General features: G+C 41.2%; 22 protein-coding genes and 1 tRNA gene. 8 read left to right on the top strand and 15 right to left on the bottom strand.

The genetic code is table 11. The annotated features are described in order from the left end of the window. Positions 1 to 116: 116 nt before the first annotated feature. Entirely contained in the window at positions 117 to 1,112 is a 996-nt protein-coding gene (locus HYD_RS03485; RefSeq protein WP_236864956.1) for a peptidylprolyl isomerase, read from the bottom strand. Here HYD_RS03485 and HYD_RS03480 point away from each other — a divergent pair. The 3 genes from HYD_RS03480 to HYD_RS03470 all read left to right on the top strand — a co-directional run bounded on the left by HYD_RS03480 (position 1,111) and on the right by HYD_RS03470 (position 4,403). Next, positions 1,111 to 2,259: an LptF/LptG family permease gene (locus HYD_RS03480; protein ID WP_336511900.1), complete on the top strand. Its 1,149-nt coding sequence runs from the start codon at positions 1,111 to 1,113 to the stop codon at positions 2,257 to 2,259. The genes HYD_RS03485 and HYD_RS03480 overlap by 2 nt on opposite strands. Positions 2,260 to 2,261: 2 nt before the next feature. After that, on the top strand, positions 2,262 to 3,392 hold the full coding sequence (locus HYD_RS03475) for an LptF/LptG family permease (protein ID WP_236864954.1): 1,131 nt from the start codon (positions 2,262 to 2,264) through the stop codon (positions 3,390 to 3,392). 111 nt (positions 3,393 to 3,503) lie between these two features. Further along, positions 3,504 to 4,403, top strand: coding sequence for an ABC transporter permease subunit (locus HYD_RS03470; protein ID WP_236864952.1), 900 nt, complete (start codon positions 3,504 to 3,506; stop codon positions 4,401 to 4,403). Positions 4,404 to 4,459: 56 nt separating this feature from the next. Here HYD_RS03470 and HYD_RS03465 read toward each other — a convergent pair whose 3' ends face one another. From HYD_RS03465 to HYD_RS03450, 4 genes are all read right to left on the bottom strand, one after another. After that, positions 4,460 to 5,326, bottom strand: a complete 867-nt coding sequence (locus tag HYD_RS03465; protein ID WP_236864950.1) for a hypothetical protein — start codon at positions 5,324 to 5,326, stop codon at positions 4,460 to 4,462. A 30-nt stretch (positions 5,327 to 5,356) separates the two neighbouring features. Further along, on the bottom strand, positions 5,357 to 5,701 hold the full coding sequence (locus HYD_RS03460; protein ID WP_236864948.1) for a hypothetical protein: 345 nt from the start codon (positions 5,699 to 5,701) through the stop codon (positions 5,357 to 5,359). Positions 5,702 to 5,784: 83 nt separating this feature from the next. Next, the gene (locus tag HYD_RS03455; protein WP_236864945.1) at positions 5,785 to 6,423 is read right to left on the bottom strand and encodes a hypothetical protein; all 639 of its coding nucleotides are present in this window, start codon (positions 6,421 to 6,423) and stop codon (positions 5,785 to 5,787) included. Positions 6,424 to 6,594: 171 nt separating this feature from the next. After that, complete coding sequence (locus tag HYD_RS03450) at positions 6,595 to 7,251, bottom strand: type II secretion system protein (RefSeq protein ID WP_236864943.1); 657 nt, start codon at positions 7,249 to 7,251, stop codon at positions 6,595 to 6,597. Positions 7,252 to 7,557: 306 nt separating this feature from the next. On the opposite strand from HYD_RS03450, the gene HYD_RS03445 reads away from it, so the two are divergent. Further along, the gene (locus HYD_RS03445; protein WP_236864941.1) at positions 7,558 to 9,651 is read left to right on the top strand and encodes a sodium-translocating pyrophosphatase; all 2,094 of its coding nucleotides are present in this window, start codon (positions 7,558 to 7,560) and stop codon (positions 9,649 to 9,651) included. A gap of 834 nt (positions 9,652 to 10,485) precedes the next feature. Here HYD_RS03445 and HYD_RS03440 read toward each other — a convergent pair. After that, positions 10,486 to 11,763 carry an ATP-binding protein gene (locus HYD_RS03440; protein WP_236864939.1) on the bottom strand — a complete coding sequence of 426 codons (1,278 nt, stop codon included), beginning with the start codon at positions 11,761 to 11,763 and terminating at the stop codon, positions 10,486 to 10,488. A 96-nt stretch (positions 11,764 to 11,859) separates the two neighbouring features. On the opposite strand from HYD_RS03440, the gene HYD_RS03435 reads away from it, so the two are divergent. Beyond that, positions 11,860 to 11,931, top strand: a tRNA-Gln gene (locus tag HYD_RS03435). 121 nt (positions 11,932 to 12,052) lie between these two features. Here the strand turns inward: HYD_RS03435 and HYD_RS03430 are convergent. Both HYD_RS03430 and HYD_RS03425 read right to left on the bottom strand, forming a co-directional pair. Then, positions 12,053 to 12,640: a YdcF family protein gene (locus HYD_RS03430; RefSeq protein WP_236864937.1), complete on the bottom strand. Its 588-nt coding sequence runs from the start codon at positions 12,638 to 12,640 to the stop codon at positions 12,053 to 12,055. A 41-nt stretch (positions 12,641 to 12,681) separates the two neighbouring features. After that, positions 12,682 to 13,359 carry a CvpA family protein gene (locus HYD_RS03425; RefSeq protein WP_236864935.1) on the bottom strand — a complete coding sequence of 226 codons (678 nt, stop codon included), beginning with the start codon at positions 13,357 to 13,359 and terminating at the stop codon, positions 12,682 to 12,684. A gap of 333 nt (positions 13,360 to 13,692) precedes the next feature. On the opposite strand from HYD_RS03425, the gene HYD_RS03420 reads away from it, so the two are divergent. After that, complete coding sequence (locus HYD_RS03420; RefSeq protein WP_236864933.1) at positions 13,693 to 15,216, top strand: Npt1/Npt2 family nucleotide transporter; 1,524 nt, start codon at positions 13,693 to 13,695, stop codon at positions 15,214 to 15,216. 112 nt (positions 15,217 to 15,328) lie between these two features. On the opposite strand, the gene HYD_RS03415 is transcribed toward HYD_RS03420, so the two are convergent. From HYD_RS03415 to ndk, 3 genes are all read right to left on the bottom strand, one after another. Continuing rightward, positions 15,329 to 16,549: a hypothetical protein gene (locus HYD_RS03415; RefSeq protein ID WP_236864931.1), complete on the bottom strand. Its 1,221-nt coding sequence runs from the start codon at positions 16,547 to 16,549 to the stop codon at positions 15,329 to 15,331. Between the two features lie 171 nt (positions 16,550 to 16,720). Next, on the bottom strand, positions 16,721 to 17,278 hold the full coding sequence (locus HYD_RS03410) for a CDP-alcohol phosphatidyltransferase family protein (protein ID WP_236864929.1): 558 nt from the start codon (positions 17,276 to 17,278) through the stop codon (positions 16,721 to 16,723). Positions 17,279 to 17,305: 27 nt separating this feature from the next. Further along, the gene (ndk, locus tag HYD_RS03405; RefSeq protein ID WP_236865817.1) at positions 17,306 to 17,725 is read right to left on the bottom strand and encodes a nucleoside-diphosphate kinase; all 420 of its coding nucleotides are present in this window, start codon (positions 17,723 to 17,725) and stop codon (positions 17,306 to 17,308) included. Positions 17,726 to 18,011: 286 nt separating this feature from the next. Here ndk and rpsD point away from each other — a divergent pair, with 286 nt between their 5' ends. Together rpsD and HYD_RS03395 are read left to right on the top strand one after the other, a co-directional pair. After that, the gene (rpsD, locus tag HYD_RS03400; protein WP_236864928.1) at positions 18,012 to 18,629 is read left to right on the top strand and encodes a 30S ribosomal protein S4; all 618 of its coding nucleotides are present in this window, start codon (positions 18,012 to 18,014) and stop codon (positions 18,627 to 18,629) included. 573 nt (positions 18,630 to 19,202) lie between these two features. Then, on the top strand, positions 19,203 to 21,014 hold the full coding sequence (locus tag HYD_RS03395) for a M24 family metallopeptidase (RefSeq protein WP_236864927.1): 1,812 nt from the start codon (positions 19,203 to 19,205) through the stop codon (positions 21,012 to 21,014). A 173-nt stretch (positions 21,015 to 21,187) separates the two neighbouring features. On the opposite strand, the gene gmk is transcribed toward HYD_RS03395, so the two are convergent. The 4 genes from gmk to HYD_RS03375 form a co-directional block, all read right to left on the bottom strand. Continuing rightward, the gene (gene gmk, locus HYD_RS03390; RefSeq protein WP_236864926.1) at positions 21,188 to 21,799 is read right to left on the bottom strand and encodes a guanylate kinase; all 612 of its coding nucleotides are present in this window, start codon (positions 21,797 to 21,799) and stop codon (positions 21,188 to 21,190) included. Between the two features lie 38 nt (positions 21,800 to 21,837). Then, complete coding sequence (gene rpmG / locus HYD_RS03385) at positions 21,838 to 22,008, bottom strand: 50S ribosomal protein L33 (protein WP_236864925.1); 171 nt, start codon at positions 22,006 to 22,008, stop codon at positions 21,838 to 21,840. 99 nt (positions 22,009 to 22,107) lie between these two features. Beyond that, entirely contained in the window at positions 22,108 to 22,785 is a 678-nt protein-coding gene (locus tag HYD_RS03380; protein ID WP_236864924.1) for an anaerobic ribonucleoside-triphosphate reductase activating protein, read from the bottom strand. A 50-nt stretch (positions 22,786 to 22,835) separates the two neighbouring features. Then, entirely contained in the window at positions 22,836 to 26,075 is a 3,240-nt protein-coding gene (locus HYD_RS03375; RefSeq protein WP_236864923.1) for a S41 family peptidase, read from the bottom strand. Positions 26,076 to 26,154: the final 79 nt, after the last annotated feature.

Below are 26,154 nucleotides of genomic sequence, written 5' to 3'. Positions count from 1 at the left end.
CTATTTCTGACGAATGCTGGTCCCTTCTAGCACAATAAAAACTATCCTATCTCCTAAAAACTGCAGAAACAGCGACGCTCTCAGCAAACAACCAACACATCCACACCTTCCATTTTCTATTTTATTAGCTCTTTATAATACGCAGATTTTTTCGAATCGATCATCTCTCGTTTAGACCATCTAGCCAAAGCTTCCTGCTTCAAAACGCTAGCGGCATCTTCAACAGACGGGATCTTAAATTCTTCTTTTTTGACAACTCTCCTATCAACCAGAGCAAATATGACAACCCTATCTGCAACCCCCTCCGCAGGAATTCGGATAGGACCACAAAACTCTCCTGGCTGCATATGCTTCACGGCTGAACGAATGGAAGGGTCTAACCTGTTAACACTAATCCATCCAAGCATACCTCCGCTTTCCTTACTAGGAGCAGACGACATTTGGCGCGCCATCTCATGGAACGACGCTCCATTATCAAGCATAGCACGTATCTTTTTACCGTTCTGCATAGCTTGCAGCTCCGTATGCTTGCTGTCCACATAGTCCACTATCTCACATATCTGGCACTGCTCACCTATATTGTCTTCAAGGCTCCTCCTTATAAACGCATCTATATCGCTTTTTTTCACAACAATAAGCCTCTCATATTTTTCACGTATATAATTGACCCAGAAAACAGATGCTCGTATCTGCTTTCGAACGCTTTCTATTGAAATTCCGTTAGAAGCAAGAAATTTTATAAACGCCCCCTTGCTAATGCCCAAATTCCTAGCAGCAGCATCTATCCTATCTTCTACTTCGCCTTCATCAGCGCTTATATTGTTTTGCTTCGCTATTTGAGTTTGAAGCTCTTCTTCCATAAGCATTCTCAATGCCTGAGGCCTAAGAGACTTCATAGCCTCCTCAGTCGGCCTGCTTCCAGACGCAAGAAATGCTATTCTGACTCTTGCGTCTACATCTCCTATAGTTATTGGTTTTTTATTGACAATTCCAGCTATTCCGTATTCATTGCCAGCTTTTGCTTCCGAATAATTAATAAATTGCGAAATAAGCAAAATAATAACCGCCGAGCACACAAACTTGAAAAAAGAAAAAAATTTTTTTATACTCATGCTGTTTGCGTCCTTTGATATATATCTTAACGTCCCCATGGTTTTATTTCAGAAATATATATCAAGATCAATTATTTTTGCAACATTAGGAATTAGCTGTATTTTAACAACGATAATCTGGATGACACAATCGTTTAGATTTTGCAGTTTGATAGCATACAGCGGAATATCTTTTTCAGATTTTCTCTCTTTTTTTATATTCCTCCTTCCAAACGTAATGATGATTGCTCTTCCGTTTGGATTTTTGCTAGCGATTTTATTTGTGTATTACAAGATAATAAATGACCATGAGATGGAAGCAGCGCTGTGCTGCGGTGTAGCCGGCTCGTTTTTCGCATACCCATGTTTTGCAATAGCGGTGTTCATGGTGGGATTCCTATATTCTATTAGCCTGTTTTTGCTTCCAATTAGTTTTCAAGAATTTAAAAAGAAAGAGAGAGAAATAAGGAGCAACATAGCTCCGTCCATCCTTGCTCCAAAACAATTTATACGAATAAATGGACGCACCATATATGTAAGCGAAAGAGACGCGGGTAATGTTTTCAAAAATATAATAGTTTATGACGAATCAGACCCAAAAAAACGAACACTGATAACAGGGAAAAAAGCATCAACTGAGGCTTCTGCAGACGGCGGGATTAATTTCGTAATAACGAACGGGACTCATCAGGAAATTACTATAGATAGGTCTGCACAGCCGTTTTTCTTAAAATTTAAACGATACACAGTCAACCTCGAGCCACGAAAAGATTTTCTGGTAGAAAAAAAGCCACATGAAAGCTTTATTCACGAACTTATACTAAACAGAAACGGAGGAGATGATGAAAAAAAGCGCGTATACGACGCAGAAATTTTGTATAGAATTGTGTTTCCCCTCATGCCGATTATATTTGCGCTAGTCTCCGTATTCGTTTTTCTAAAAACCTCCGCTCAAAGAAAAAACAAATGGAAACAACCACTCATGGCCACCTCCATGGTAATGCTTTTCGAAACTGTGATTCTATTTGGTTTATACAAATTTTCAAACCCGTTGTTTTCATTTATAATGGTATTCGCCATGCTATTCCCGGTAATTATTTGGTTATACGAGCTGTTTAGAGAAGAGAAGATAAAAGCAGCCGACGAATTATTAAGACGGGAAATATAGCAATGTTTGAATTGAAAAATCGTAAGTTTCGAAAAATTAGTAACCTAATACTCCCGCGCAAAATATTTTTTTATCTTTCAGGCCTTTTTACAATACGACTTATAGTAATATTGTTATTTATTGTATTTATTGTAACCCTTCTAGAACTTCTTGAAACGTCAAGAAACAAGTCATCTATATTTATAAGAGCGGCAGATCAGCTTTGGCTCTCTGCCATGAAAATGCCGTTTATCATACATCAAACTCTCGCGTTCATTATATTTTTCTCCGCCCTTTTATTTGTTTTTAGATTAAGCAGGCATAAAGAAATCGTCGCTTTGCGCTCGATCGGAATCTCTTTTATGCAATTTATGACCCCCGTATTATTGATCAGCTTTATAATCGCAACTCTAGATTTGTATATACTCAGCCCAGTATCAGAAAAAATGATGAGAGAGTATGGCGCAACCTTTAAATCATTACTTGGAAAAGAATCCTCTTCTGAATCGGCAGCAGCATCAAACTTTTGGAAAAGCATAACTACAAAATCTGGAAAAGTATTTCTTCACATAGCTCGCATTAAACAAAAAGGCGTAGCAAATGATGTTGGAATATATTTTTTCTCTAATTCAGGAGAATTCATAAAAAGCTATTGGGCAAAAAGCGCAAAATTCAAAAAAAACTCTATAGTTGTAAGAAACTGTTGGAAAATACAGCAAAATAAAAGCCCCAACTTTATGAATGCTGGCAAAATAAAATGCGAATTCAACCCCATAGAAATAGTTGTAAAAAAAAGGACAGCGTATGTTGGGAATTCGTCATTCAGAGATATAGGGCGCGAGATAAGAAAATCTGAATACACGCCCGCTCATATAGTAAGATGGCACTATTTGCTAATGAATGCGGCGCTAATTACCTTGCTGGGTCCTCTGGCTTTGTTGTTTTCTATATCATGCAGGGGAGGAGCTTCTGCACTCATATGGAACTTAACCGGAAGCATCGCATGTTTTTGCCTATACCTACAAAAAGAACTCATGTATATGTTCATGTTTAATTCAGCAAAAAATAGTTTTTATGCTATGATAATATGGGCTCCAGTGTTTATCGCTGTGTTTTTATTTGCAATATTAATCGTCGAAAAACATGAGATATAAAAACGACCAATTGCCCAAGATTAAATTGAACTAGCAAAGGTATTTTGCTACTATCTTGCTCATGCGAAGCGCACCGTCGTCTAGTATGATGCATGGCTCGGAATCGACAAAATGAGGCTATTTCAAACTAGAATTAAAAAAAAAATCAGCCTATGGATTCCGTATACTTGGCTTTTGCTTTTCCTTGTTCTTCCCTTTCTTGTCATATTTAAGATAAGCATTTCTGAGCTCGCGGTTGGAATACCTCCTTATAAGCCTTTCATACAAATAGTAGATGGAGAGCTTTTGCAGATACGTATGGTGTTCTCCAACTATAGCTCTATATTGTGTGACGGGTTTTACCGAACAGCTTTTTTTAACTCGATAAAAATTGCTGCCTTAGCAACAATGATGTGCGTATTGATAGGATACCCAATGGCTTATGGCATTGCTCAGTCTAGCAAAAAGATGCAAAAGGTCTTTCTTATACTTGCAATACTGCCCTTTTGGACATCGTTTTTAGTGAGAGTATACGCGTGGATGAACCTCCTTGGAGATCGAGGCATAATAAACTTCTTGTTGGTTAACATAGGTCTAATCAGAGAACCGCTGGAGTTGCTCAATAACCAGCTAGCTGTTGGCATAGGGGTTACGTATACCTATCTCCCGTTCATGATATTTCCAGCATACGTATCGCTTGAAAATATCGACCGATCTCTTCTTGAGGCAGCCTTTGATCTTGGTTGCAAGCCAACATCCGTTTTTTGGAGAATAACGGTTCCAATGTCGCTCCCAGGACTTGTCGCTGGCGCCAGCCTTGTGTTTATTCCAGCAATGGGAGAATATGTAATTCCAGAGCTTCTAGGGGGACCCACTTCACTTATGATTGGAAGAGTGCTTTGGGCAGAATTTTTCACAAGCAAAGACTGGCCCTCGGCTTGCGCGCTAGCAGTTATCATGGTTGCGCTCTTACTGATTCCAATGATTTTGTTTGAAAAATTACAAACGGCAATAAATAAAGATAAAGACTAGAGATGCCTCACAAATTTTCCTCTGACCCTGCCTGACCGCGGACTTACACATATGTTTCAAGCAACATCTCTAATATCAATACGGGCATCAATACCATCTTTCGAATGGTTTCTATAAAATGGCTTCTTTTTTGCGTTAGCGCTGGACTTTTTCTTAGAAAACCTCGACAAGTCTGCCAACCTTGCTATCACGCCGTTTATATAAGTTGGAATGATGTACTTGTTTTTCTCCAAAAAATTGAGTGCGCTATTCTTATCCTCAACGTTTGCTTTTCCACCAGCGCACATACTAGAAAAACTGTATGCAATCTGACAGCTCAAAAGCGGAAAAGCGGCTTCTAATATTTTTCCCATATACCAAGCATCACAACGGCTCTCGATAGCTCCGCTTTTCACTATAGAAGAAATGTTATTAGATAAAATCGTCATTATGTAGCGAAAAAAACTTTCATCCACATAAGGGGCCAATTTTTCCAAAGCAGCAACAATCATGTAAACGGCTCTTTCGGACATTGCAAATCTCTCACCGCAGCCGCTCTGAATCCTCAGCATCACGTTGATAAGACCACCAGCCGCACATAAAAACCCTTCTCTGCCTCCTCCGCGACAAGATCCTTTATCATAGCTTCTGACGTTTTTTGCAGCTTTACTTATATCAGCGCTAGTAATATCCCAAGCAATTGATATGCTCTTATATAATTGAAGCATCGAAGGAGAATATGCAAAAAATACGGTTTCAGAATCCTTATATTGTCTTGTTCTTTTAAAACTAGAGAATAAACACCTCCCAAATTCAGAAAGAGCCACGTAGTATACGCTGGAAACACTTAATACTTCCTCGCTGTTTTTACGCAACCCTGCACTCGCCGTCATCCCTCCCTGAACAAACACAACAAGGACGGCAACTATAGCTATAGCCCGCATCTCTTACACCTATAACAAATTTTCAGGAAATTATATGCTTCTAATTGTTACAATTGTGTTAACTACAAGCGAGAATAACGCATCAGAAATGAACCCATAATTTCCGTCCAGCTTCAGGAGCCGAGACAAAACCGTAAACAATAACCTATCCCTACCTTCTGAATCCCCCCATATGCCTTCCTGCGTGAAAAGAATGTCCATGAAATGAGTGCCCTCGATGCTGTTTATAATCTGTATTACTACTATGATGTCTGTGGTGATGCTTCCACCTTCCGCGATCGTAAATATCTTGTCTATAAATTTGGCTATAAAATGGGATAAAGTCCCCATATGCGTACGAAGAGCCGTATACATTAGGATAGATTCCATAATCATCACCAAACGCTCTAGGAGCTATGGGCGCACACGAAAATACCGCAGCCGCCATAAAAACCAGCATAAAACCATTAAAAATATTTTTATTCATTGTGTTTCTCCTTTTTTGCCTTACTATCGCTCCCATCTTTGCCACTTTTTACATTGTTTATGGGGCCGCTTTTAGGCTGAAATTTTTCTGGAGCTATTCTAGAAATACCAACAGAGCCTATTCTCTTACTTTTTCCCTTAGTAATAGGAGAAATAGCCATTATCTTGTAACTACATGAAATAGCTCCGGGAAATTCTTGATTTAAGCCCTTTATCAGCTCTGTTTTAATTTTCGCATCACCGAGCTTACCTCGCTCTACCGGCTTTCTCTCTCCAAGTTTTCCTTGAATTTTGGACGAACCAAGCCCAGTTATCTGCTTCAGTTTATTTTTATATGCCTCATTAAGGGCCGTCTCTTTCCCATGATCGGTGTCATAGCTGTTGTTAAAGGCAACCCAAAAATCGCTTTTCCCGACATAATCATTTCTTTCAACAAAAAAATCCACTATATCCCACGATTTTCCCGCTAGTTCTATTTTTCTTTTTTCTGCATAATTTCCAACTCCATTCACGCGAGAAATCACATATGACGATGGAAATTCCGCTGGACAGGGGTCTGGTATAGCGACCGCCTTATTCTTGTTTCCCGCGCCATCTTTTGCAGGACCTCCAGGCTTAGTTCTCAATTGCATTTTATTAGTAGGGCCTAGCTGAGGGGGTCCTGCCAGCGAACTACAGGAAAACTCCAGAGCAAAAACTAAAGCGACAATAGGGACCGAGTAAACAACCGGCTGCTTTAAAAAAAATTCTTTCCTCATTAAGATATATAAAAATAAATAAATATTTATTTTAAATTGTATAAGTTAATTTGATAAAAAAACGTATATAACACAAATTTTCTTCTTAATAGATGTGTCATATTGCCCATTTTTAACGAATTCTATGTCCACGCCGGAGCCCTTTCGAACTTGAAAAGATCCAGACATAGCATCTGCGCTTCCAAATTTTTTCTCTATAAACTTAGCTTCTGCTGGCGTAAGAAGTCCTCCCTCTGCTCCACCCTTTGATTCCTGACCAAGAACCAGCCAATGTCCCTCCATTCCTTCCGCAGGATTATACTTGACAGAAAAACAGCCACCGAGGGCGCTGCTTGGATATACTATCCCATCGGTTTTCTTATCAACCCCCTGTATAAATCCGGCACAACTCAAATGACTCCAAAAAAGAGACGCGTCCTTCCCTTTCTCAAACAACGCTCCACCAATTATCCCGTCTCCGTCGCCATCTTCAACATCACTCTTATTCCAGGTAGATTTAGCATTAGGAAAATCTCCTGGAAGATATCCATATGTTTCTTTAAAAGCATTAACAGCGGCCATGTAGCTTTCAATTTGCGTAACAACCTTTTGAAGGCGAGCCTGTTCTATAAACTCCATACCCTTAAACGCGCATCCAAGAAATATTCCAACTATCACAAGAACTATTATGGTCTCTATCAGGCTAATCCCAGAATCACACACACACCAACAGCGCCTACCGCTCACCCGACCACTCGCTCTCGACAAATCACAGCATAAAAATTTACTAATGACCTGCTTCGCTTTTATTAACATCATAAAAAACTATCAAAAACCACTTAAGCTACATCAACCACCGTCAAATATACAAACTTATACCAGTCCTCGCAACACCTTTTCCAAATAACTTGTCTTCACAGTATTCAAAATGCATTCGAATACAACTTGAACAAATATCAGTTGCCTATTGCGATTTTGCTTATTTTTTGTCATCTTCATGCAGTAGTTTTAGGCTGTGGTGACATTTGTATGGGACATCAGATGGTTTTGCTTTATGGCGTGTTTTTTTCTGGGCTAATGTCGTTGCTTTATAGCGCTTTAGTCACAAAAAGAGTTTTCTCTCTTCCGGTTGGAAACTCTTCAATGATGGAGATTGCACGAGCAGTTCAAGAGGGCGCTCGCGCATACCTATACAGACAATATGTGACGATATCAGCCGTTGGAGCTCTTGTAGCAATTGGGCTGTTTTTTTTCGTAGGCAAACATGTAGCTCTTGGATTTGCGATAGGGGCTGTACTCTCTGGCGCTGCTGGATATGCGGGGATGTCTATATCTGTACGCGCTAATGTTAGAACGGCGGAAGCAGCTCGAAGCGGATTGAGAGAAGCTCTAGGTGTTGCATTTAGCTCTGGAGCAGTTACTGGATTTTTGGTAGTTGGGTTTGGTCTTCTTGGAATAGCTGGATATTATTCATGTATGAAAAGCTATGGGGTAGAAAGCAGAAAGATCATAGAGGCGCTCATATCTCTTGGCTTTGGCGCGTCTCTTATATCTATATTTGCGAGGTTGGGGGGAGGAATTTTCACCAAAGGAGCAGACGTCGGAGCCGATCTAGTTGGGAAAATAGAAGCCGGCATTCCTGAAGATGATATGAGAAACCCAGCCGTCATTGCAGATAACGTAGGAGATAATGTTGGCGATTGCGCAGGAATGGCCGCAGATTTATTTGAAACTTACGTTGTGACTCTTGTCTCATCCATACAGATAGCACTCATATCGTTTACTGGAGCTATTCAAGATGTGATGGCTTTATATCCGCTTGTAATAGGCGCTATTTGCTTGTTTAGCTGTATGATAGGGACTCTTTTTGTCAGGCTGGGGTCATCCGAAAACGTAATGGGCGCCCTGTATAAAGGACTTATATGCTCTATCGCTGCGTCGGCAGTTGGGATATTCATTATGACAAAGAATATGATAGGCCTAACGGACGTGTTTGCAAATACGGTTTCTTCACAGCAAGTATTCACTGGAATAAGATTGATTTCTTGTGCTTTTACCGGACTCTTTGCTACTGGGTTTTTAGTTTGGATAACGGAATACTACACTTCAACGCGCTACCGGCCCGTTAGGAGTATAGCCGAATCTTCAGTTACCGGAGCAGGCACTAATTTGATACAGGGGCTTGCTATATCCAATGAAGCATGCGCTCTTCCTGTTGTAGTAATAAGCGCTTCCATATTGATTTCGTATTGGAACGGAGGATTGTTCGGAATATCTATCGCCACCACAAGCATGCTTGGGCTCACAGGAATGATAGTGGCGCTTGACGCGTATGGTCCAATAACAGACAACGCGGGCGGAATAGCTGAAATGGCCGAGTTGCCTAAAGGAGTGAGAAAAGTGACCGATGCTTTGGATGCGGTTGGAAACACTACCAAGGCAGTGACAAAAGGATATGCGATAGGCTCTGCCGGCCTTGCGGCTTTGGTTTTGTTTTCCGCTTATGCAGAAGATTTGAAATACTACTTCCCCCAACTAATGCTAACGTTCAGACTAGACGATCCTTATGTGGTTGTCGGATTGTTTGTTGGAGGAGCCGTTCCGTTTCTGTTTGCATCTATGGGGATGAAAGCAGTGTGCAGAGCTGGCTCATCTATTGTAGTAGAAGTTAGGAGACAATTTAAGGAAATTCCAGGAATAATGGAACGATCAGCCAGGCCAGACTATTGGAAGGCTGTAGATATGCTTACTAGGGCTTCCATCAAAGCTATGGTCGCGCCAGCTCTGTTGCCGGTTGCGGTTCCGCTTTGCGTGTATTTTGCTATAAACTTTATGGTAGGACAGGCTGAAGCATTTGAATGTCTTGGAGGGGCGCTTCTTGGAACAATAGTTACTGGTCTTTTTGTTGCTATTTCCATGACATCTGGCGGAGGAGCTTGGGACAATGCAAAAAAATACATTGAAGAAGGGATGTTTGGAGGAAAGGGCTCTGAGGCGCACAGAGCTGCTGTTATTGGCGACACAGTCGGCGATCCATATAAAGACACCGCTGGCCCGGCTATAAATCCATTGATAAAAATTATGAATTTAGTAGCATTACTATTGCTGAGCGCGTTATCGTGAGTAAAGTTGCTAGCTCTTGCCATTCTGCCGTATAGAGAGCTAGCTACAATAGACTTTAATTTTTGTTGAGTATTGGTAAAATCTCTGCGCAACTCTATGCGGTTGGCATTGGGATGGCGCTTGCGGTAGCTTTTGGAGTTAGCGGACGCTTTTAGATAAAGATAAACGATAACTCAATGCGTCCTTTAACTTTGGTATTACACTTGTTTACATGCATTTTCGCTTTTACAATCACGAAACACTCTGTATATCTCCGAGACAAAAATCTAAAACATAAAATGTACAGCTATATACAACAACCTCAGACGACGATGCTCCACATCTACATAGCCAACAGACAGACAGGGGCTTTATTATGGCTATGTTTTATGCTCATAACTTTATGTCGGAATCTTAGGTCTTGCATTTTGGTTGGGGAGCAAATTCCTCTACTACCTTATCTTCGCCTATATCCGTTTTCCTATCATAAAATTCAGCCTCAATCTCGGCTGAAATTTCTTAAAAAATTATTTAAAATATCATATAAAATTGTGTAGAATTTGAAGGATTTTTGTGATATAGTCTATTGTGTTTTGTGACTTTATATATGGCGGCACAGTCTACCAGCGTAAAACCGGGTAACGGAAGCCATGTGTTAGAAAGTGTATGGTGTTTGCCTATATTACAAGGTTTTTTTCGTTTTTCTTTGTTGCTCCATTGATTCTGTGCAGCATCGGAGAAGTTATTTTTTTCCCAAAAAAGAAGAAAGTCGACGTTTGTGTTTATGTTAATAAGAAGAACAGCAACAGGCCACTAAACAACGCTCGCTAGCTGCAGATATAACAGTCCGACTCTTTAAGCGGCTTCTTCTGAATGGATGGTTGCAGGAATCTTGATTACGAAAACGGCCCCTCCGGACGCCGCTTCTTCTATCTTTATTTGCCCTCTGTGATTCTCGACAATGCCTTTGACTATAGCAAGCCCCAACCCAGCAGTAGCCCCATCCAGCATCCTTCCTTTGTCAACTTTAAAAAATGGCTTAAAAACGTCATCACGAAATTGCTCTTCTATGCCAGGTCCATCGTCCTCTATTCTTATATAAAACCACCCCCTATCCTCTCCAACAGTTATAAATATAGAGCTTTTTGCATAGCGCAAACAATTATCAAGCAAATTTTGAATACACCTTGTAAACTGTATAACACGTAGCATAGCAGCAAAGTTTGAAGCTTCAGATTTAATAAATACGTTGCTATATGGCCTAGCAACTCTTTCAAGAACATCTACAAGATTAACTAAACGAAATTCCTCAACTTTTTCACAACCAGCAAACTCTATGTAGCTTTCTATCATCTTATTCATCTGATCTATGTCCAACAGCAAGGCGTCCGCATCTTGCGACGCAGGCATAAGCTTTATCTGAAGCTTCATTCGTGTAAGAACGGTTCGAAGATCGTGCGATATCCCCATAAGCATATTGCTGCGCTCCTCAAATGTACTTTTCATCTTTATAACCATAATCTGAACAGCATTTGCAACCTTTCTTATCTCCGCAGCGCCTTCTATTTTAGATATATGCGCAGGCAGAGAGGAATCTTTTATCGAGTCCGCCCATCGAGAAAGCCTATAAAGCGGCTTCAGCTGATTTTTCATGAATATTATGGCGACTACAAGAAGTATGACAGCAGACCCTACACTCCATAGAAAAAATAACAGAGAAGTCTTGCTTGCAAATCGTTTTTTAGGGATCTCAAATTTAAACACCCCGCTGTCTGCCTTTATCCACACATACATGAACTTGTGCGTCTGTGTTATGACATAGCTGTGACGTACTTCTTGCGACAACGCCGCCTTAAAAAACCTCAATGCCAACCCTCCATGAGAAGACTTTGGTGGCATAAAAGTCTCTTCTGATATTGTCATGTCGAACTTATCAAGCGCTATTTTATGTATATCTTCCTTCGGCATATCAGAGTTTGTTATAAGCCCCATAGTCACACTTATTTCGCGCGCAATGTCTCTGGAGAAAAGACGAGTAACAGGGTTCCAGTGTCTGTCAAAAAAGACATACCCAGATATAAGGTTCATCGCAACTATTGGGGCGATGATTATAATAACAGACCTCCAAAACAAACTATTTGGTAAAAGTTTTTTTAGAGATAGCGTGGCAAAATAATGTTGTCGCATCTTGCGCTGAATACGTATTTAGATATATCTTAGCGTAGTTGTTGGGGTGTAGCCAAGCGGTAAGGCAGCGGGTTTTGGTTCCGCCATCCCCAGGTTCGAATCCTGGCACCCCAGTTTTTCCCATAGGGATTGTCTTTCGACATAGCTTTTGCGTTTTGCGCCGTAATTTTGCAGAGCTCAAAACACCAAAAGCTGAGTTAAGAAGCGTTTTGCTCAGCTAGTCGCGAGGCCACTCCTATAAAACCCCCATCGTATATTCTAAAAGCAAAATAATAGAAGCCACTAGTTTGTTATATTCCAAAAACATGGTCCTCAAATGCTGCTCTAATGACCCTTTAAGAGCAGACTGATAAACTGGATGAAACACCTTTGTAACACCTGTCGGCCAAAACAGCATAGAAATTATAGCGCAACGGGGAATATGATAGTTTGAAGTAACAATTCGCACAGAATGGAGATTATTTTCTTCTATCCACTGCGCAGATAGTGCAAAATTACAGATCGTATCTTTCGCATTATCAGAAGATATTTTCTCACTTCTGCCTTTAATGCTCGCGATACAATCTTCTCTCACGCCAGATATTCTAAGCATCGGCTTTGGATTTTGACTATTAAACAGCCTGATAGATTCCTCAACCCTATACATATCACCAGTAAAAACTATTATTCCATCTGTTTTCACCATATCGCTCGGGACATCATACCCTTGCACCATATACGCAAACAAGAAGAATCCACACGCCCAAAACAAAAAACAGATGGAAAAAGCCCTATACAAACACAGAGAGACAAAAAAAATCGCCCCAGATATACGCTTAATCATTTTTCCTATTTTTTCATGTTTTAAAACAAAAATCCCAAAAATCATTTGTCTTCAATTTTTTTTTCATCCCTGTTGTCGGGATTTTCATTATCAGAAGAAGAGCCTCCTCCCGGGCTTTTGTCATCGCAAGAAGCTTTAGGGTCTGACAAAGCATCTGTTAGATCCTGCGCACTCTTCCATTTATCCATTATATATTTCACCTTTTTGTCAAAATCAAAGTGTTCGCGAAAACTGTCAGGCAAAAGAGATTGCAAAAAAATGGCTCCTCGCTGCACAAGAGAAATACTCTTGGACGCTTCAACTATGGACGGCAACTCTTTATTCGGCACAAGAACTAAAAGGGCAAGATAAAAAGCGCATATAAAAAACGCTGCACGAAATAGACCAAAGATAAGTCCTATAGATCGGTCTATGCCATGCACCACACTGTTTTGCACGAAACTTGATATAAGCTGAGATATGACTAAAAAACAAATCAGAGCAACTAAAAACACTGCCGCTTGGCTTGCAACCCTAAGCATAACCTGGTTACTAATAAACTGACCAAGAATTTGCATTGGCGCTTCAAATTTTTGAAACATAAGGTAAGCTGCTCCGCCCCAAGAGCAAAACCCGAGAACTTCTCTAACAAACCCCCTAGCAAACCCTATAATTGCAGATACGCAAACCACAGAAAGAAGAAACACATCAAAAAAATTAAACTGGTGATACTGAGCCACTATGAAAAGCGCCGCCTCTACAAATGCCCCTCTCGCGAAAGGCTATCACAAAAATGGTAAATAAAATAGGCGCAACTACATCTATATTCCCGGCTCGACATTAAGTAAATGCTATACAAGTGTAACAACCCAGCATTTTCAACTAACTTTTTCCATGGAACCTTATTTACTACCATAAGCTGAGAGACTTTCGCTTTATGTGAAATTTTTACATATTGCTTTTACCTTGCTCTATGAGTAAAAATATATGTGTGATTTTATTTCAGCGCAAAACCATTTCTAGATTTTGCTTTTTTGGTGCGCTTAGTGCTGCCGCATTGGAGTGCTTAGCATATGCCTAGTCTCAAAGAAGAGAAAAATGTTGACTCTTCTGCTTGTGGGTTCGGATATTGGCGCAGCGTATTGTGCCCGTTATACCGAAGCGAGCTAAGGAAATTTGTTCCTCTTGTACTGATAATGTTTTGTGTTTTATTTAATTATACCACAGTACGCAATATAAAAGATTCTTTAATTATTTCTTCCACTATAAATGGAAATTTAGTTATATCATGGATAAAAGTAGTATTTGTTGTTCCATCATCCATACTATTCGTCATAACATATGCAAAGCTCAGCGACAAGTTATCGAAGTCTAGTCTATACATAGCCTGCCTTGTTCCGTTTGCAGTGTTTTTTCTGCTTTTTGCAGGATTCATATATCCAAATCGATGGGCGCTACAGGCAAGCCCTGAAACTGTTCTTAAATTTAAAAAGATGTTTCCAGCTCTTCAAGATTTGGTACCAGCAATTGGATACTGGTGTTACACATCGTTTTATGTAGTAGCAGAAATATGGGGAAACGTTGGTCTTCAGATATTATTTTGGCAGCTCGCAAACCAAATAACAAACATATCTGAAGCAAAAAGGGTATACCCCTTATTTGGTCTCGGAGCTAACCTAGGGATGGTGTCTGCTGGTTTGTTAACAATATACAGCGAGAAAATTCTTGTCTTGCCCTCTGGACACAATAATTTTTGCGCTCAAGTCAGTCTCTATAGTTGGTCTTTTGTTTTTTGCTGCATAATAATTCTTGCCGCATATTCTTGGCTTTGCAAGACATGTGGCAAAAATTGCGCCTCTCTTGCGAAAGCTCCAGCAGAAAAACGGACACATAAAGCAATATCTCTTCGAGAAAGCTTTCGCCATATTGTGAGCTCTAAATACATAATATGTATCGCAATATTGGTCGTATCATACAATTTAACAATAAATATCACAGAGGTCGTTTGGAAGGGGCAAATTGGAGAAGTCTACAAGAGCGAACGCGCCATAAACGCTTTTATGGGGTATCTATACATAACTCTTGGCATAACTACCATACTGTTCACCCTTGTATCAAAAAATTTCATCAAAGCATTTGGATGGCTTTTCTCTGCAAGCGTTACACCGCTGATTATGGCCATCACTTCATGCCTATTTTTCGCGTTAATGCTTAGTAAAGACTCTGCTTACATACTTTCCATAGCACGCATAATAGGTACAAGTCCAGAAATCCTTATAATATGCGTAGGCTTTTTCCAGAATGTGTTCTGCAGAGGCAGCAAATACGCTCTGTTCGACCCAACAAAAGAAATGGCCTATATACCGCTGAATGACGAGCTGAAAATGAAAGGAAAGGCGGCGGTAGATCTTGTCGCCAGCAGAGCAGCGAAATCTTCTGGAGGAGTAGTCATAACGTCTCTAAATTTTGTTCTTAACAAAGTAGGCGCGATAGGTCTTATATATCCTATGCTGTCGGCTGTTACAAGCATTATATGTATCGCGTGGTTTGCCACCGTTAGGAAAATGAGCGTATTCTATAAAAACAAGCTAGACTAGTAACCTCTCTATTCGCTTCTATGAATGATTTTTCTTAGATTGCTAAAAGAACCAATAACGCGCAGAGGCCCCTAAAGCCTCTGCATCAGAAATAAATCCTATATAACATTGATCAATCGTCACAGCCGCCTCCGCTATCACAGCCGCCTCCGCTATCACAGCCGCCTACACTATTGTTGTCTCCTCCACCTCCGCTATTGTTGTCTCCTCCGCCTACGCTATTGTTGTCTCCTCCACCTCCGCTATTGTTGTCTCCTCCGCCTCCGCTATTGTTGTCTCCTCCGCCTCCGCTATTGTTGTCTCCTCCACCTACACTATTGTTGTCTCCTCCACCTACACTATTGTTGTCTCCTCCACCTACACTATTGTTGTCTACAACGTTACTGCATAAGCTGGCCTGAGAGTTTCCGCCCTGGTGCGCTGCGACTAAGTCATCGAAAAAATACAGCAAATTTCGATCATTGCCGTTATCTTGCTGGCACCCACATTCTTCAGGACTTGGTTTAGGATCAAAAAAATTAGCAATATTGGTGAAAATGTTGCTAGCGGGCTCTTCTTCCTTATCGCAATCTGTCTTTCCCATAAATACATCATAAACAATCTGTAAAGGCCCCCTATTGTCGCACCTTCGTTGATCTTCATACTCATCGCAGATTTTACTACAATCTTCGTTTTCATAGTTTGCCGATGATATTTTATTCTGTGAGATTGTGTAATTATCTCCGTAACCTTTCCCGCCTCCCTTACTCTGAGACGGAGCTTGGTAATTGCTGTAATCATTACCATAACTTTGGCCATACCCCTTACTCTGGACGCTCTGCTGATTGCCGCTCACATAGCCTCCCTTACTCTGAGACGGAGCTTGGTAATTGCTGTAATCATTACCATAACTTTGGCCATACCCCTTACTCTGGACGCTCTGCTGATTGCCGCTCACATAGCCTCCCTTACTCTGAGACGGAGCCTGGTAATTGCTATAATCATTACCATAACTTTGGCCATACCCCTTACTCTGGACGCTCTGCTGATTGCCGCTCACATAGCCTCCCTTACTCTGAGACGGAGCCTGGTAATTGCTGTAATCATTACCATAACTTTGGCCATACCCCTTACTCTGGACGCTCTGCTGATTGCCGCTCACATAGCCTCCCTTACTCTGAGACGGGGCCTTATAGTTATAGTATGGATAGCGGTTATCAAGATTTTTAGCTGGTTTTTTAGCGCAGTGCTTACCATCATCATCCCCAGGCCACTTCATAGCATAAACAGGGCCCGCTATAGAGGCGGCATGCGCCACAAACATAGACAGCCAAAAATTCCCAAAATAGTTCATAACATCCTCCCTATTCTTTAATGTTGCACACAAAATACAATTTGTATTTATATGCAACACACAAACGGCCGCGCAATTGTACTCTGCAAATAAATAGAAATCAACAGCAACACAAACTATACAGCTGCGCGTATCTGTACACGCCCGAACATATCCAAGCGTAAGCGCGCCTCACGGTCTTGTCAGAAAAATTCTCACAGAATACACAGCCCATGTCATAACAGTAGTTACAGAAGTAATAGCAACGCATATGTTTAGAGGAGCATAAAACACTCCGCTAGCTTTTTGCCCATCCAGGAACACATAAAAAAATGCTACAACACACAGAATTATTTGAAAGAACATATTCACCTTGCCAATAAACAAAGCAGACACGCTTTCGACTATTTTTCTTCGTAGCACAATCAACGCCCCCGCAGCTAAAAAGCTATCTTTAACAATCGTAAGAAACAAAAACCACGTTGGGATTGCGCCGACAGCATACATTCCTGCAAATGAAGAAATTACAAATACCTTATCAGCTATTGGGTCTAAAATCTCACCAAAAAAAGTCTGCGCCCCATATCTTCTCGCCCAAAACCCATCAAGAAAATCTGTCAACGCCGCAACGGCAACAATAAACAAAAACCACAGGCTTTTTTGTTGTATAGATATATATGCAAATGGAGAGATAATAACGCGCACAGCGCTCAAAACATTCGGAAAAGTGATACTCTCACGTATCGCCACTGAAGCGCCCCATAAAATAACAGATACTCAGTATATCTCACATCCAGAAAAGAAAAATGCAATTTCAGCTGCAGCAGTATCATGAGCATCAGACCCATGCACAGTGTTCTCAGAAATTGATATACCAAACTCTTTACGAATGGTCCCTTCGGCAGCCTTTTGAGGGTCCGTAGCCCCCATAGCATCTCTGTTTTTCGCTACAGCATTTTCTCCCTCTAAAACCTGGACAACAACAGGACCAGAGCTTATATAATCGCACAGCTCTCGGAAAAATGGCCTCTCTCTGTGGACTGCGTAAAATCGCTCCGCTTGCTCCCTACTTATATGAACCATTTTCTGGGCAACAACAGAAAGCCCAGCGTCTTCAAATTTCTTATTTATAGCTCCTGTAATTGACCTGCGAACAGCATCAGGTTTTAGTATAGACAAAGTTCTTTCTTTTTTCATATCGAACGAAACCATAAAAACACAACTTCGGGTCCAAGTTTATCATACTCTGTCAACTCCATAAAGATGTGCCGTTTTCCACCGTTTTTCTAGTAACCAAATAAAATAGTAGCAATAGACAAAAGCGGCGCAGAAAACGAAACGAAATGGTAAGATATAGCGTGTCTGAATGATACGCTCCCTTCACTAAACCCACTACCCAGCTACGCACATAAAAACCCTGATTGACAGAAATCTGAAACTATTATATCTTTCCGGAGTTAAACAAAGTTGCAGATCATAGTTCATGACCAAGCGTTTAGAAGCGAAGTATAAATACAGCCGTCGGTGTGGCGTCAATTTGTGGGGAGAGAGCAAAAACCCTGTTAATACTCGTAATTATCCTCCTGGACAACACGGAACCAAGGGAGCGAAGAAGCTCACGGAGTATGGACAGCAGCTGGCGGCCAAGCAGAAGCTCAAGAGGTATTACGGGAATATTGGGGAAAAGCAGTTTCGCAAAATTTATCAAGAAGCCGTGAGGGTCAGAGGAGACACTAACGAAAATTTGCTCGACCTTCTTGAGAGAAGATTGGACGCCGTAGTTTATAGGTTGAAGTTCGTGCCGTCTGTATTTGCCGCTCGGCAATTTGTAAATCACGGTCACGTTTTGGTGAATGGAAAGAGAGTTGATATTCCTTCGTATAGGCTAAGAGATGGAGATGTTGTTTCTTTAGATGAAAATATCCGCCAGAACGCCGTTGTCGCGTCTTCCATAGAATGCAAAGACCGGGATGTTCCCGACTATATATCCTCGGATACAAAAAAGTTTTCCGGAACATTTTTGAGGCGACCTGATCCTGTTGAGATACCATACCCTGTTCAAATGAATACGGCTCTTATAATAGAGTTTTATTCTAGGTAACCTTTGGAACTTTCGGGCCTTTCAGGTCTGCCCCATGGGGCTTTGGTCGTTTGTGTGAAATGCGTGTTGAAGCGATGGATGAAAGATGTATGTTGCTTTTTGCGCTTCTCATGGATGAGTGGAGTTGTTTGTAAATCGCAGCCGTAGGGTCGTATTTTCGCAAATTTGAGTATATGGAAATTTTCTCCGGATAATAGAGGAAGAGATTCGTTTTACTGCAGCATCACCTCAGGCCATCAATAAAACATTTTGCCGCTGCCTTTGGCAGTATCATGCCCACATCCTTTTGCTTCTGCGCACCAGACTACAAAACGAAGTCATGCTCAACTCAAACTGCCTGCAGATCAAAGCTCTCCACAGATAACTTCCCATAAAATCATGCAACTTAACATTTAGTTTAGCACCATTCACAAGCAAACAAGGCTTATTATAAAATTTACGCGAGCATTTTTCCCACAAAAGTTATTTTCAACCTAAACTTTACATAAAATAGTTTCAAAATTTGATTCAATTATATTTAAAAACTGATATATGTGTTATAGTACGTCATAAAATGTTGAATTTACAGCAATAATGATGGGATTTTGTGACTCTACAGCTGTCTCAAGAAAGATAGCAAATATAAGAAAGTCAATGGCGGAAAAAGACATAGATTTGCTTATGGTGTCTGGAGTAGATTACGAAATGTGGGCGCAGGAGGCCAAACGACGCATGCTTTGGCTTACAAATTTTTCCGGAAGCTCCGGAACGGTTATCGTAACTAGAGACGACGTTCTATTGTTCGTAGACAGGATCTATTCTGCTCAATCGCAGAAGCAATCTTTCAAATTTGTATCCGTGATCCAGAAAGCTAAGAAAAGCGTAGAAGAGTGGCTTGCTGAAAACCTAGTCAGAGGACAGGTCTTGGGCATGAACTCAGAGTCTCACACAGTTGCGTCGGTTAGACGTTATATTAGAATAGCAGAGCAATGCGGATGCTATGTGTCGTTTGATACTAGCGAAATAAAAAAAGTCATTGATTCTTCGCTGGAAGAAAGCGTTCAACAAGCCAACAAACCCGAGACTTCATACGTAAAAAGTCACGACAGCGACGTTTCATTCCAAGAAAAATGCGGAAAGTGTTTTGCGCATAGCTCGGAAAGAGCCGTATGGATATTGTACGACGCTACAGAAATCGCATGGCTTACCAATACCAGAGGAAACGACATAGCGACAATCCCCGTAGCACGCTCACGAGCCATGGTATATCGCAAAGAAACAGGATTATTCTCGTGTGAGTTATTTCTGAGACCAGGCACCATATGCGACGAAATTTACGACGCCAACATAAGCCTGTACAAATTTGATCAATTTAAAGAAAAGGTCTCAGAGCTATCGCATAATTATGACTCGTTTCTATATGACCCTTTGAAAACACCACACTCGCTGCTCGCGTATACAAAACACATCCGCACCGAAGAACGTCATTCGCCGATTGCAGGCATTCGTGCGATAAAGTCTTCTGGAGAAATTGCTGGGTTGAAAAATTGCCTACTTCAAGAAAGCATAGCGTTCACAAGGTTTCTACATTGGATTTCTCAGATACCTCTTGACGGAACATATACAGAACTTTGCGCATCAAAAAAGCTTGAGGAGTTTAGGAGAGAATTTCCAAATTATTACGGATGGAGCTTTGAATCGATTTCTGCTTTTGCGTCAAACAGTGTAATGATGCACTATCGTCCTAAGCAAGAGTCTACTCTTGCTATTAAAGAAGGAATATACCTAATAGACGCCGGAGGACAATATAGCGGAGAACATAAAAAGAAAAATTCTACAGGAACAACAGACACAACAAGAACTGTCTTTCTTGGAAACACAGAACCAACACTAGAGCAGAAAAAGTTTTTCACTCACGTACTAAAATCATACATATCGGCTGCATCAATTCATTTTCCTCGAGGAACAAGCGGCGCACAACTAGACGCGTTTGCAAGATTGCCTTTGTGGAGTATAGGGCTTGACTTTCCTCATGCCACCGGACACGGCGTTGGATATTTTATTTCAGTTCATGAGTATCCACCACTTTTATCTGGAAGAGAAACTCACACTCAGATAGAAGAAAACATGGTGTTCACCATAGAACCAGCGTGCTATGTTGACACATATGGAATACGGATAGAAAACCTTCTTATGGTTAAAAAATCTGATAGACACGAGGGATTCCTTATGCTTGAAGACATAATAATGGTTCCTCTCGGACGTCGTTTAATTGAAACTAAGTGGATGTCTGATCATGAGATTAGCTGGGTAAACAGGTACCATGAAAACGTCTTTCGCTCTTTAAAAGACGCTGTCCCAGAGAATACGAAAAAATGGCTAGAGATAGAGACAGCGCCGTTATAAGATTGATCGATTCATCGGAGGAGGGGGACGCGCGGGGGGGGCTGGGGGGGGCGGCCCCCCTCAATACCCCCTTGACTCACGTCTTGGGGAGCCATACCTCGGCGCAAAGACCACAGGAAACGATGAGTATATAGAAAACTCATCTCCTTCGAGCCGGCAATATGTCACCATAGTCAATAGCTGGAAAGCTCACGTCTAGATGTCTTCAGTTTCTCTGCTCTTATGATAGATTTTACATCTTCATAAGCTTTCTGTAAGTTGTCATTAACAACTATATAATCAAAAAGAGAAAGGTTTGCTACACAGAGCTCCGCATCTTTCAACCTTCTTTCAATTTCATCTGCAGAGTTTTCGTTCCTGCTAACTAATCTGTTTGCTAGCTCTTCAATAGATGGAGGGAAAATGTATATGGTAACAGAATCAGACGGATACGCAGAAGATATCTGTCTAGCGCCATCACAATCGACATCCAGAACAACATCCATACCACATTCAATATAACGCTCAACAGACGCCTTTGGGGTTCCATAAAAATTGCCAAAAACAAAAGACTGCTCCAGAAACTCACCAGCAGAAGATGCTCGAGAAAACTCTTCTTTAGACATAAAGAAATACTCTTGACCATGCTTTTCGACTCCCCTAGGCGACCGAGTTGTAGCAGAAATAGAAAAAACAACATCTGCACACTCCGACACAAGCTTCTTGCAAATAGAAGTCTTACCAGCTCCAGACGGAGCACACACGACCACAACTAGCCCTCTAGAAACACCAAGCGAGCTTACCACTTAAAATACCAAAACGCCAAAACGAGAGCGGCCTTCGATCATTTCATCTTAGCTTCTGTGAAAAGAACGTGCTTCCTACACCGCGGATCGTATTTCATAAGAGTCCATTTCTCTGTCCTAGGTTTTGGACTTGACTTTGCGACATAGAAATACCCGGTCCCAGCACTGCTTATCAAGCGCACCCACGCTCCTGCTTTTTTCTTAGCCATAAATACGACTTTTAACCACAACAACTTCCATAGGATTCTACAATACGACTCAAAAAAAGTCCATCACAGCACATGAAAAACATAAACGTTTTAACACATCTAAAAATTTCTGAAATCAACATGAAAATTTTTTGGTTTTTGTATTAAAGAAACGTCTATACACTTTCGTTGATCTTGGATTTTACCAAGATTTTGTGCATATTTGAAATTTTGTACGAAATACCACCCGCGAAATCCAGCAGCGTCAAGCTCTTCTATTATCTCTGAAACATCATCTTCAGACAACAAGTCTGAGTGAACCGTAGTCCTTACTTCAAATTTTATATCAGATTCGCATAGTATCAATAAACTTCTACGAAAATTGTCAAAAGAATTCACACCAGTTATGTATTTAAATTTGCACCTTGGAGCTTTAAAATCGATGGCAATGTAATCAAGCAACCTGTCAGAAAGCAAATTGCTTAAAACTCTTGGATTGCTTCCGTTTGTATCGAGTTTTACAGCAAACCCCATGGATTTTATCTTTCTCGCTATACAAAGAAGATCTTTGTCTAAAGTGGCTTCTCCTCCAGACAATACAACCCCATCGAGCTTCCCAATTCTGCTTTGCAAAAAGCTCCACACTTCCGATTCGTCAAGCACACTTCTATTTCCAATAACAAGACCAGGATTATGGCAGTATAGGCATCTAAAATTACACCCATAAAACCATAAGATGCACGCAACTTTATCTGGAAAATCTTGAAGAGTAAACGAAGTGATGTCGCATATATTCATTTTGTTTTACTTTCTTTATGCCTTGCATTTTCTCTATGCATAGCATCATTCTAACTTTTCAAAATGTGCTCATAATTTTTATATTTTGGTATAAGGCCGAGCACCTCTTCTATTCCCCTGTCAAGCTGCGGGTCGGTTCCATCTCTATAGTCGTTAGGAGATATTTCTATTTCTATATCTGGCTCAACCCCGTGGTTTTCTATCCCCCACTCAAGACCGTCAACCCAAAATGAGTACTCTGGCTGGCTTGTGAACACTCCATTCAAAAGATCATACCTCGGACATATACCAACAACCCCGCCCCATGTGCGCGTTCCTATAAGGGGGCCAAGCCCAAACCGCTTAAATCCATAAGAAAACAAATCCCCATCAGACCCTGTATACCCATTAGCAAGGCACACCATGGCGCCTTTCGGGGCCTCGTGCTGATAGTGCATAATTCCTTCTAAACGACTTTTGTCAGCTCCTATCCTCTTTCTATTCAAATAATTGAAAATCTTTGACGAAGCGTTTCCTCCACCATTAAACCTAACATCTATGATGAGCCCGTCTTTATCATACTCAGCAATATAAGCCCTTAAAAACTCCCCATATCCGAACCCAGACATGTCAGGAATATGTATATAACCGACCTTTCCGCAGGTTTTCTCTCCTACGTATTTCCTGTTATTTTCAACCCAGTCTCTATACCTCAGGTAATCATCGCAAGCAGACGGGAAAACCACTACGTTCCTCTTGTTTGATCCATCTCCTTCGCTAATAACCATATCAACAGGATTTCTCGCATTGCGCTCCAATACAAACTCTGGCGACACGTTTTTAGAAAGCCTCCGTCCATATATGGACCAGATTACATCACCCTCCTTAACATCAACACCGGACCTTCTGAGCGGAGATGCTTTTTCTGGTATCCATGAATCTGTGGCATAAATTTTATGAACCCTGTATGCGTCTATGGCCTCGTCATACTCAATGTCAGCTCCAAGAGAGCCGATCTCAGAGTTTTCATTTTTTTGACCAAGAACATACGCATGCGAGGTCCCAAGTTCGCCATGCATATCCTCTATCACACTGAACAATTCCGACGTACATCCAACTTTATCGACACACGAACAATACTTCGATCTTACGGAGTCCCAATCAACTCCGCCCATATCTTCCCTCCAGAACAAAAGCTTCTGTAGCCTCCACGCCTCATCAAACATAAAGCGCCTCTCTTTGGACGGACACACTCGCAATTTAATTCTTCCAATGTCTACCTTGCCGCCATCCCTAAAAGACGTATCAGAGTCATCTGGCTTCGACCCTGTAGGCACGATCCTAAACCTATCGCTTCCGTTTTTGTAAATAGTCCACTTCAAGTCTCCGGAAAGACCGAAAAAGCTTACATCGGAAAGCACTTCTTCTTCTTTCAAAGATGCAAAATCGTAAACAAACAGCTCCCCAGCAGACCCAGAACCATCACCACACCCCAAATCCTTCAAAACAGAAGAATTGCTCGTGCTATACAAAACCCTGCCCCCATCTATAGACACGATCGACTCGTAATCTCTCGCAGGGACAGGAAAAGTTTCTATTCTATCTGAAACGCCAAAGAAATCTATTTCTATGGCATCGCCCTTTCTGCTATTTTTTTCGGCTGATTCATCCCTTTTGTCATCTATTGCTCCTTCCGAGTTATCGCCTTTTTCCGCATCACGCTCCTTATCGCCATCGAGCCCCATTAGCGGACTAAGGAATGGAGAAACGTCGCCCTTTTTTAACAACGCAACCATTGGCCTCACGCCAAACAAGTCCTCTTCATCAAACGACGCCGACTTAAATTCCACGTCACCAAATGGCCTCGCAGAAAGAAAATACATCCTTGAAGAACTTCTGTCAAACGCTGGAGAGAAATTAAAAAACAACGCCGGCACTAGGGTTTTGACCTCATCTCTACCAATATCATATACGTTTATCTCTGACCTACGAGACTGCTTAAGAACCTTCGAATACGCTATCCACATGCCATCCGGAGATACGTCTATTCCAGCAGATTTTCCACAAGGGCTCCTGTCTATTATTCTTCCAATTACGTTTTCTAAGTCTAAAAATATAATCTCGTGTTTATGGTTTTCCATAACAACCTTTTTTCCTTTTGGGAAAGGTTTTATCGAGATAATTTTCCCAAAATCCATGTCAAACTGGTGGCCATAAAACTGCTTAGAATTTTCCGACTGCGCACCGTTTTCGAAAATCTCAATTACGTCCTCCGTACCAATGTCTTTCACGGATATTATGCTTTTATCAATCCATACAGAAATTCTATAGCGCACACCATCGGCATCTCCAATCTGCTGAACCGGTCCTTTATGCGGAGTCATAGAAAAAAGACGGCCTCTAGTCGCGACAGACATAACCGCCCCGCTATGGCTGAGTCCAACGCTTGTAACCCCTCTAGCCGGGTCTGCAAACTCAACCGCGTCTTCAGAGCCACTCATAGAAACATCTATAGCTAGAAGACGATTTTCGCCAGTCGTTGAATCAAATAACCAAACTTCTCCTCCACAACTATACGCGATCTCGCCCCCCCTATACGACGACTGTCTAGCATAAAAATCGGAATGTTTCGTATGCATTTTTATATCAGACCCTTTCTCGTCGCACGAATATATGTTTCCAGTGCCGTCTATATCAGACAAAAAATACACACGATCTTTTATCCACATTGGCCTAAACAAGTTGTTCTTTTCTTTTATCAGCTTGTCAAACTTTCCAGCCCCGTCTCTGTCGATCCAAAGGTCCGCGGCCATCCCTCCTTTATAACGTTTCCAAGAAATGAAGTTATAACCCCCTCGCTGTATTACTGCTGGTAAGTTACAATCAACTCCATCATCGCAAACCGCGCCCTTGAAAGATATAAATTCACACGGACCATAGTTAAGCTGTGAAGCTCTACCACTCTCAATATCAATAAAAAACATAGTTGGAACGCTAAATGCAGATTTATGGTACGACGCTATTACAAGACGCCTATCTCCAAAAAATCCTATTAACTTAGAAGAACCAAAAGTCCTAGTCAGCTGAATAGGGACCCCGCCATCAGCAGACATTATGAATACTTCTCCACAAGAGCAAAACGCTACTATCTGATTATTAGGAGACACGGCGATAAACGACACACCGCGCATAGGATGCGTGAGCATTTGTGCTCTGCCGCCTCCCTTGCTTACTTTCCATACGCTGTCTTGACAAACAAAAAACAGTTCGCGCTCACCAAGCGCAGGATGCTGAAAATATCCTAAGTTCATTTTTTAATTAAAAGACCGTAAAACACGTCGACGATGATGATTATAAACTAAATCATCCACTCAAGTCATCCATCATCCA

The sequence above is a fragment of the Candidatus Hydrogenosomobacter endosymbioticus genome, from assembly GCF_021654655.1.
In the GTDB taxonomy this organism is placed as follows: Bacteria; Pseudomonadota; Alphaproteobacteria; order Holosporales; family GW7; genus Hydrogenosomobacter; species Hydrogenosomobacter endosymbioticus.
Note: the sequence above shows the minus strand (reverse complement) of the source record. Positions and strands in the feature narration are given on the sequence as shown.

Bases quoted from the DNA above. Each gene is read 5' to 3' on its own strand.
- HYD_RS03375 (WP_236864923.1), bottom strand. From the start codon at position 26,075: ATGAACTTAGGATATTTTCAGCATCCTGCGCTTGGTGAGCGCGAACTG.
- rpsD (WP_236864928.1), top strand. From the start codon at position 18,012: ATGACCAAGCGTTTAGAAGCGAAGTATAAATACAGCCGTCGGTGTGGC.
- HYD_RS03455 (WP_236864945.1), bottom strand. From the start codon at position 6,423: ATGCAATTGAGAACTAAGCCTGGAGGTCCTGCAAAAGATGGCGCGGGA.
- HYD_RS03380 (WP_236864924.1), bottom strand. From the start codon at position 22,785: ATGAATATATGCGACATCACTTCGTTTACTCTTCAAGATTTTCCAGAT.
- HYD_RS03470 (WP_236864952.1), top strand. From the start codon at position 3,504: ATGAGGCTATTTCAAACTAGAATTAAAAAAAAAATCAGCCTATGGATT.
- HYD_RS03485 (WP_236864956.1), bottom strand. From the start codon at position 1,112: ATGAGTATAAAAAAATTTTTTTCTTTTTTCAAGTTTGTGTGCTCGGCG.
- HYD_RS03445 (WP_236864941.1), top strand. From the start codon at position 7,558: ATGGGACATCAGATGGTTTTGCTTTATGGCGTGTTTTTTTCTGGGCTA.
- HYD_RS03460 (WP_236864948.1), bottom strand. From the start codon at position 5,701: ATGATTATGGAATCTATCCTAATGTATACGGCTCTTCGTACGCATATG.
- rpmG (WP_236864925.1), bottom strand. From the start codon at position 22,008: ATGGCTAAGAAAAAAGCAGGAGCGTGGGTGCGCTTGATAAGCAGTGCT.
- HYD_RS03395 (WP_236864927.1), top strand. From the start codon at position 19,203: ATGATGGGATTTTGTGACTCTACAGCTGTCTCAAGAAAGATAGCAAAT.
- HYD_RS03465 (WP_236864950.1), bottom strand. From the start codon at position 5,326: ATGCGGGCTATAGCTATAGTTGCCGTCCTTGTTGTGTTTGTTCAGGGA.
- ndk (WP_236865817.1), bottom strand. From the start codon at position 17,725: ATGAAAAAAGAAAGAACTTTGTCTATACTAAAACCTGATGCTGTTCGC.
- HYD_RS03430 (WP_236864937.1), bottom strand. From the start codon at position 12,640: ATGATTAAGCGTATATCTGGGGCGATTTTTTTTGTCTCTCTGTGTTTG.
- HYD_RS03480 (WP_336511900.1), top strand. From the start codon at position 1,111: ATGCTGTTTGCGTCCTTTGATATATATCTTAACGTCCCCATGGTTTTA.
- HYD_RS03415 (WP_236864931.1), bottom strand. From the start codon at position 16,549: ATGAACTATTTTGGGAATTTTTGGCTGTCTATGTTTGTGGCGCATGCC.
- HYD_RS03420 (WP_236864933.1), top strand. From the start codon at position 13,693: ATGCCTAGTCTCAAAGAAGAGAAAAATGTTGACTCTTCTGCTTGTGGG.
- HYD_RS03475 (WP_236864954.1), top strand. From the start codon at position 2,262: ATGTTTGAATTGAAAAATCGTAAGTTTCGAAAAATTAGTAACCTAATA.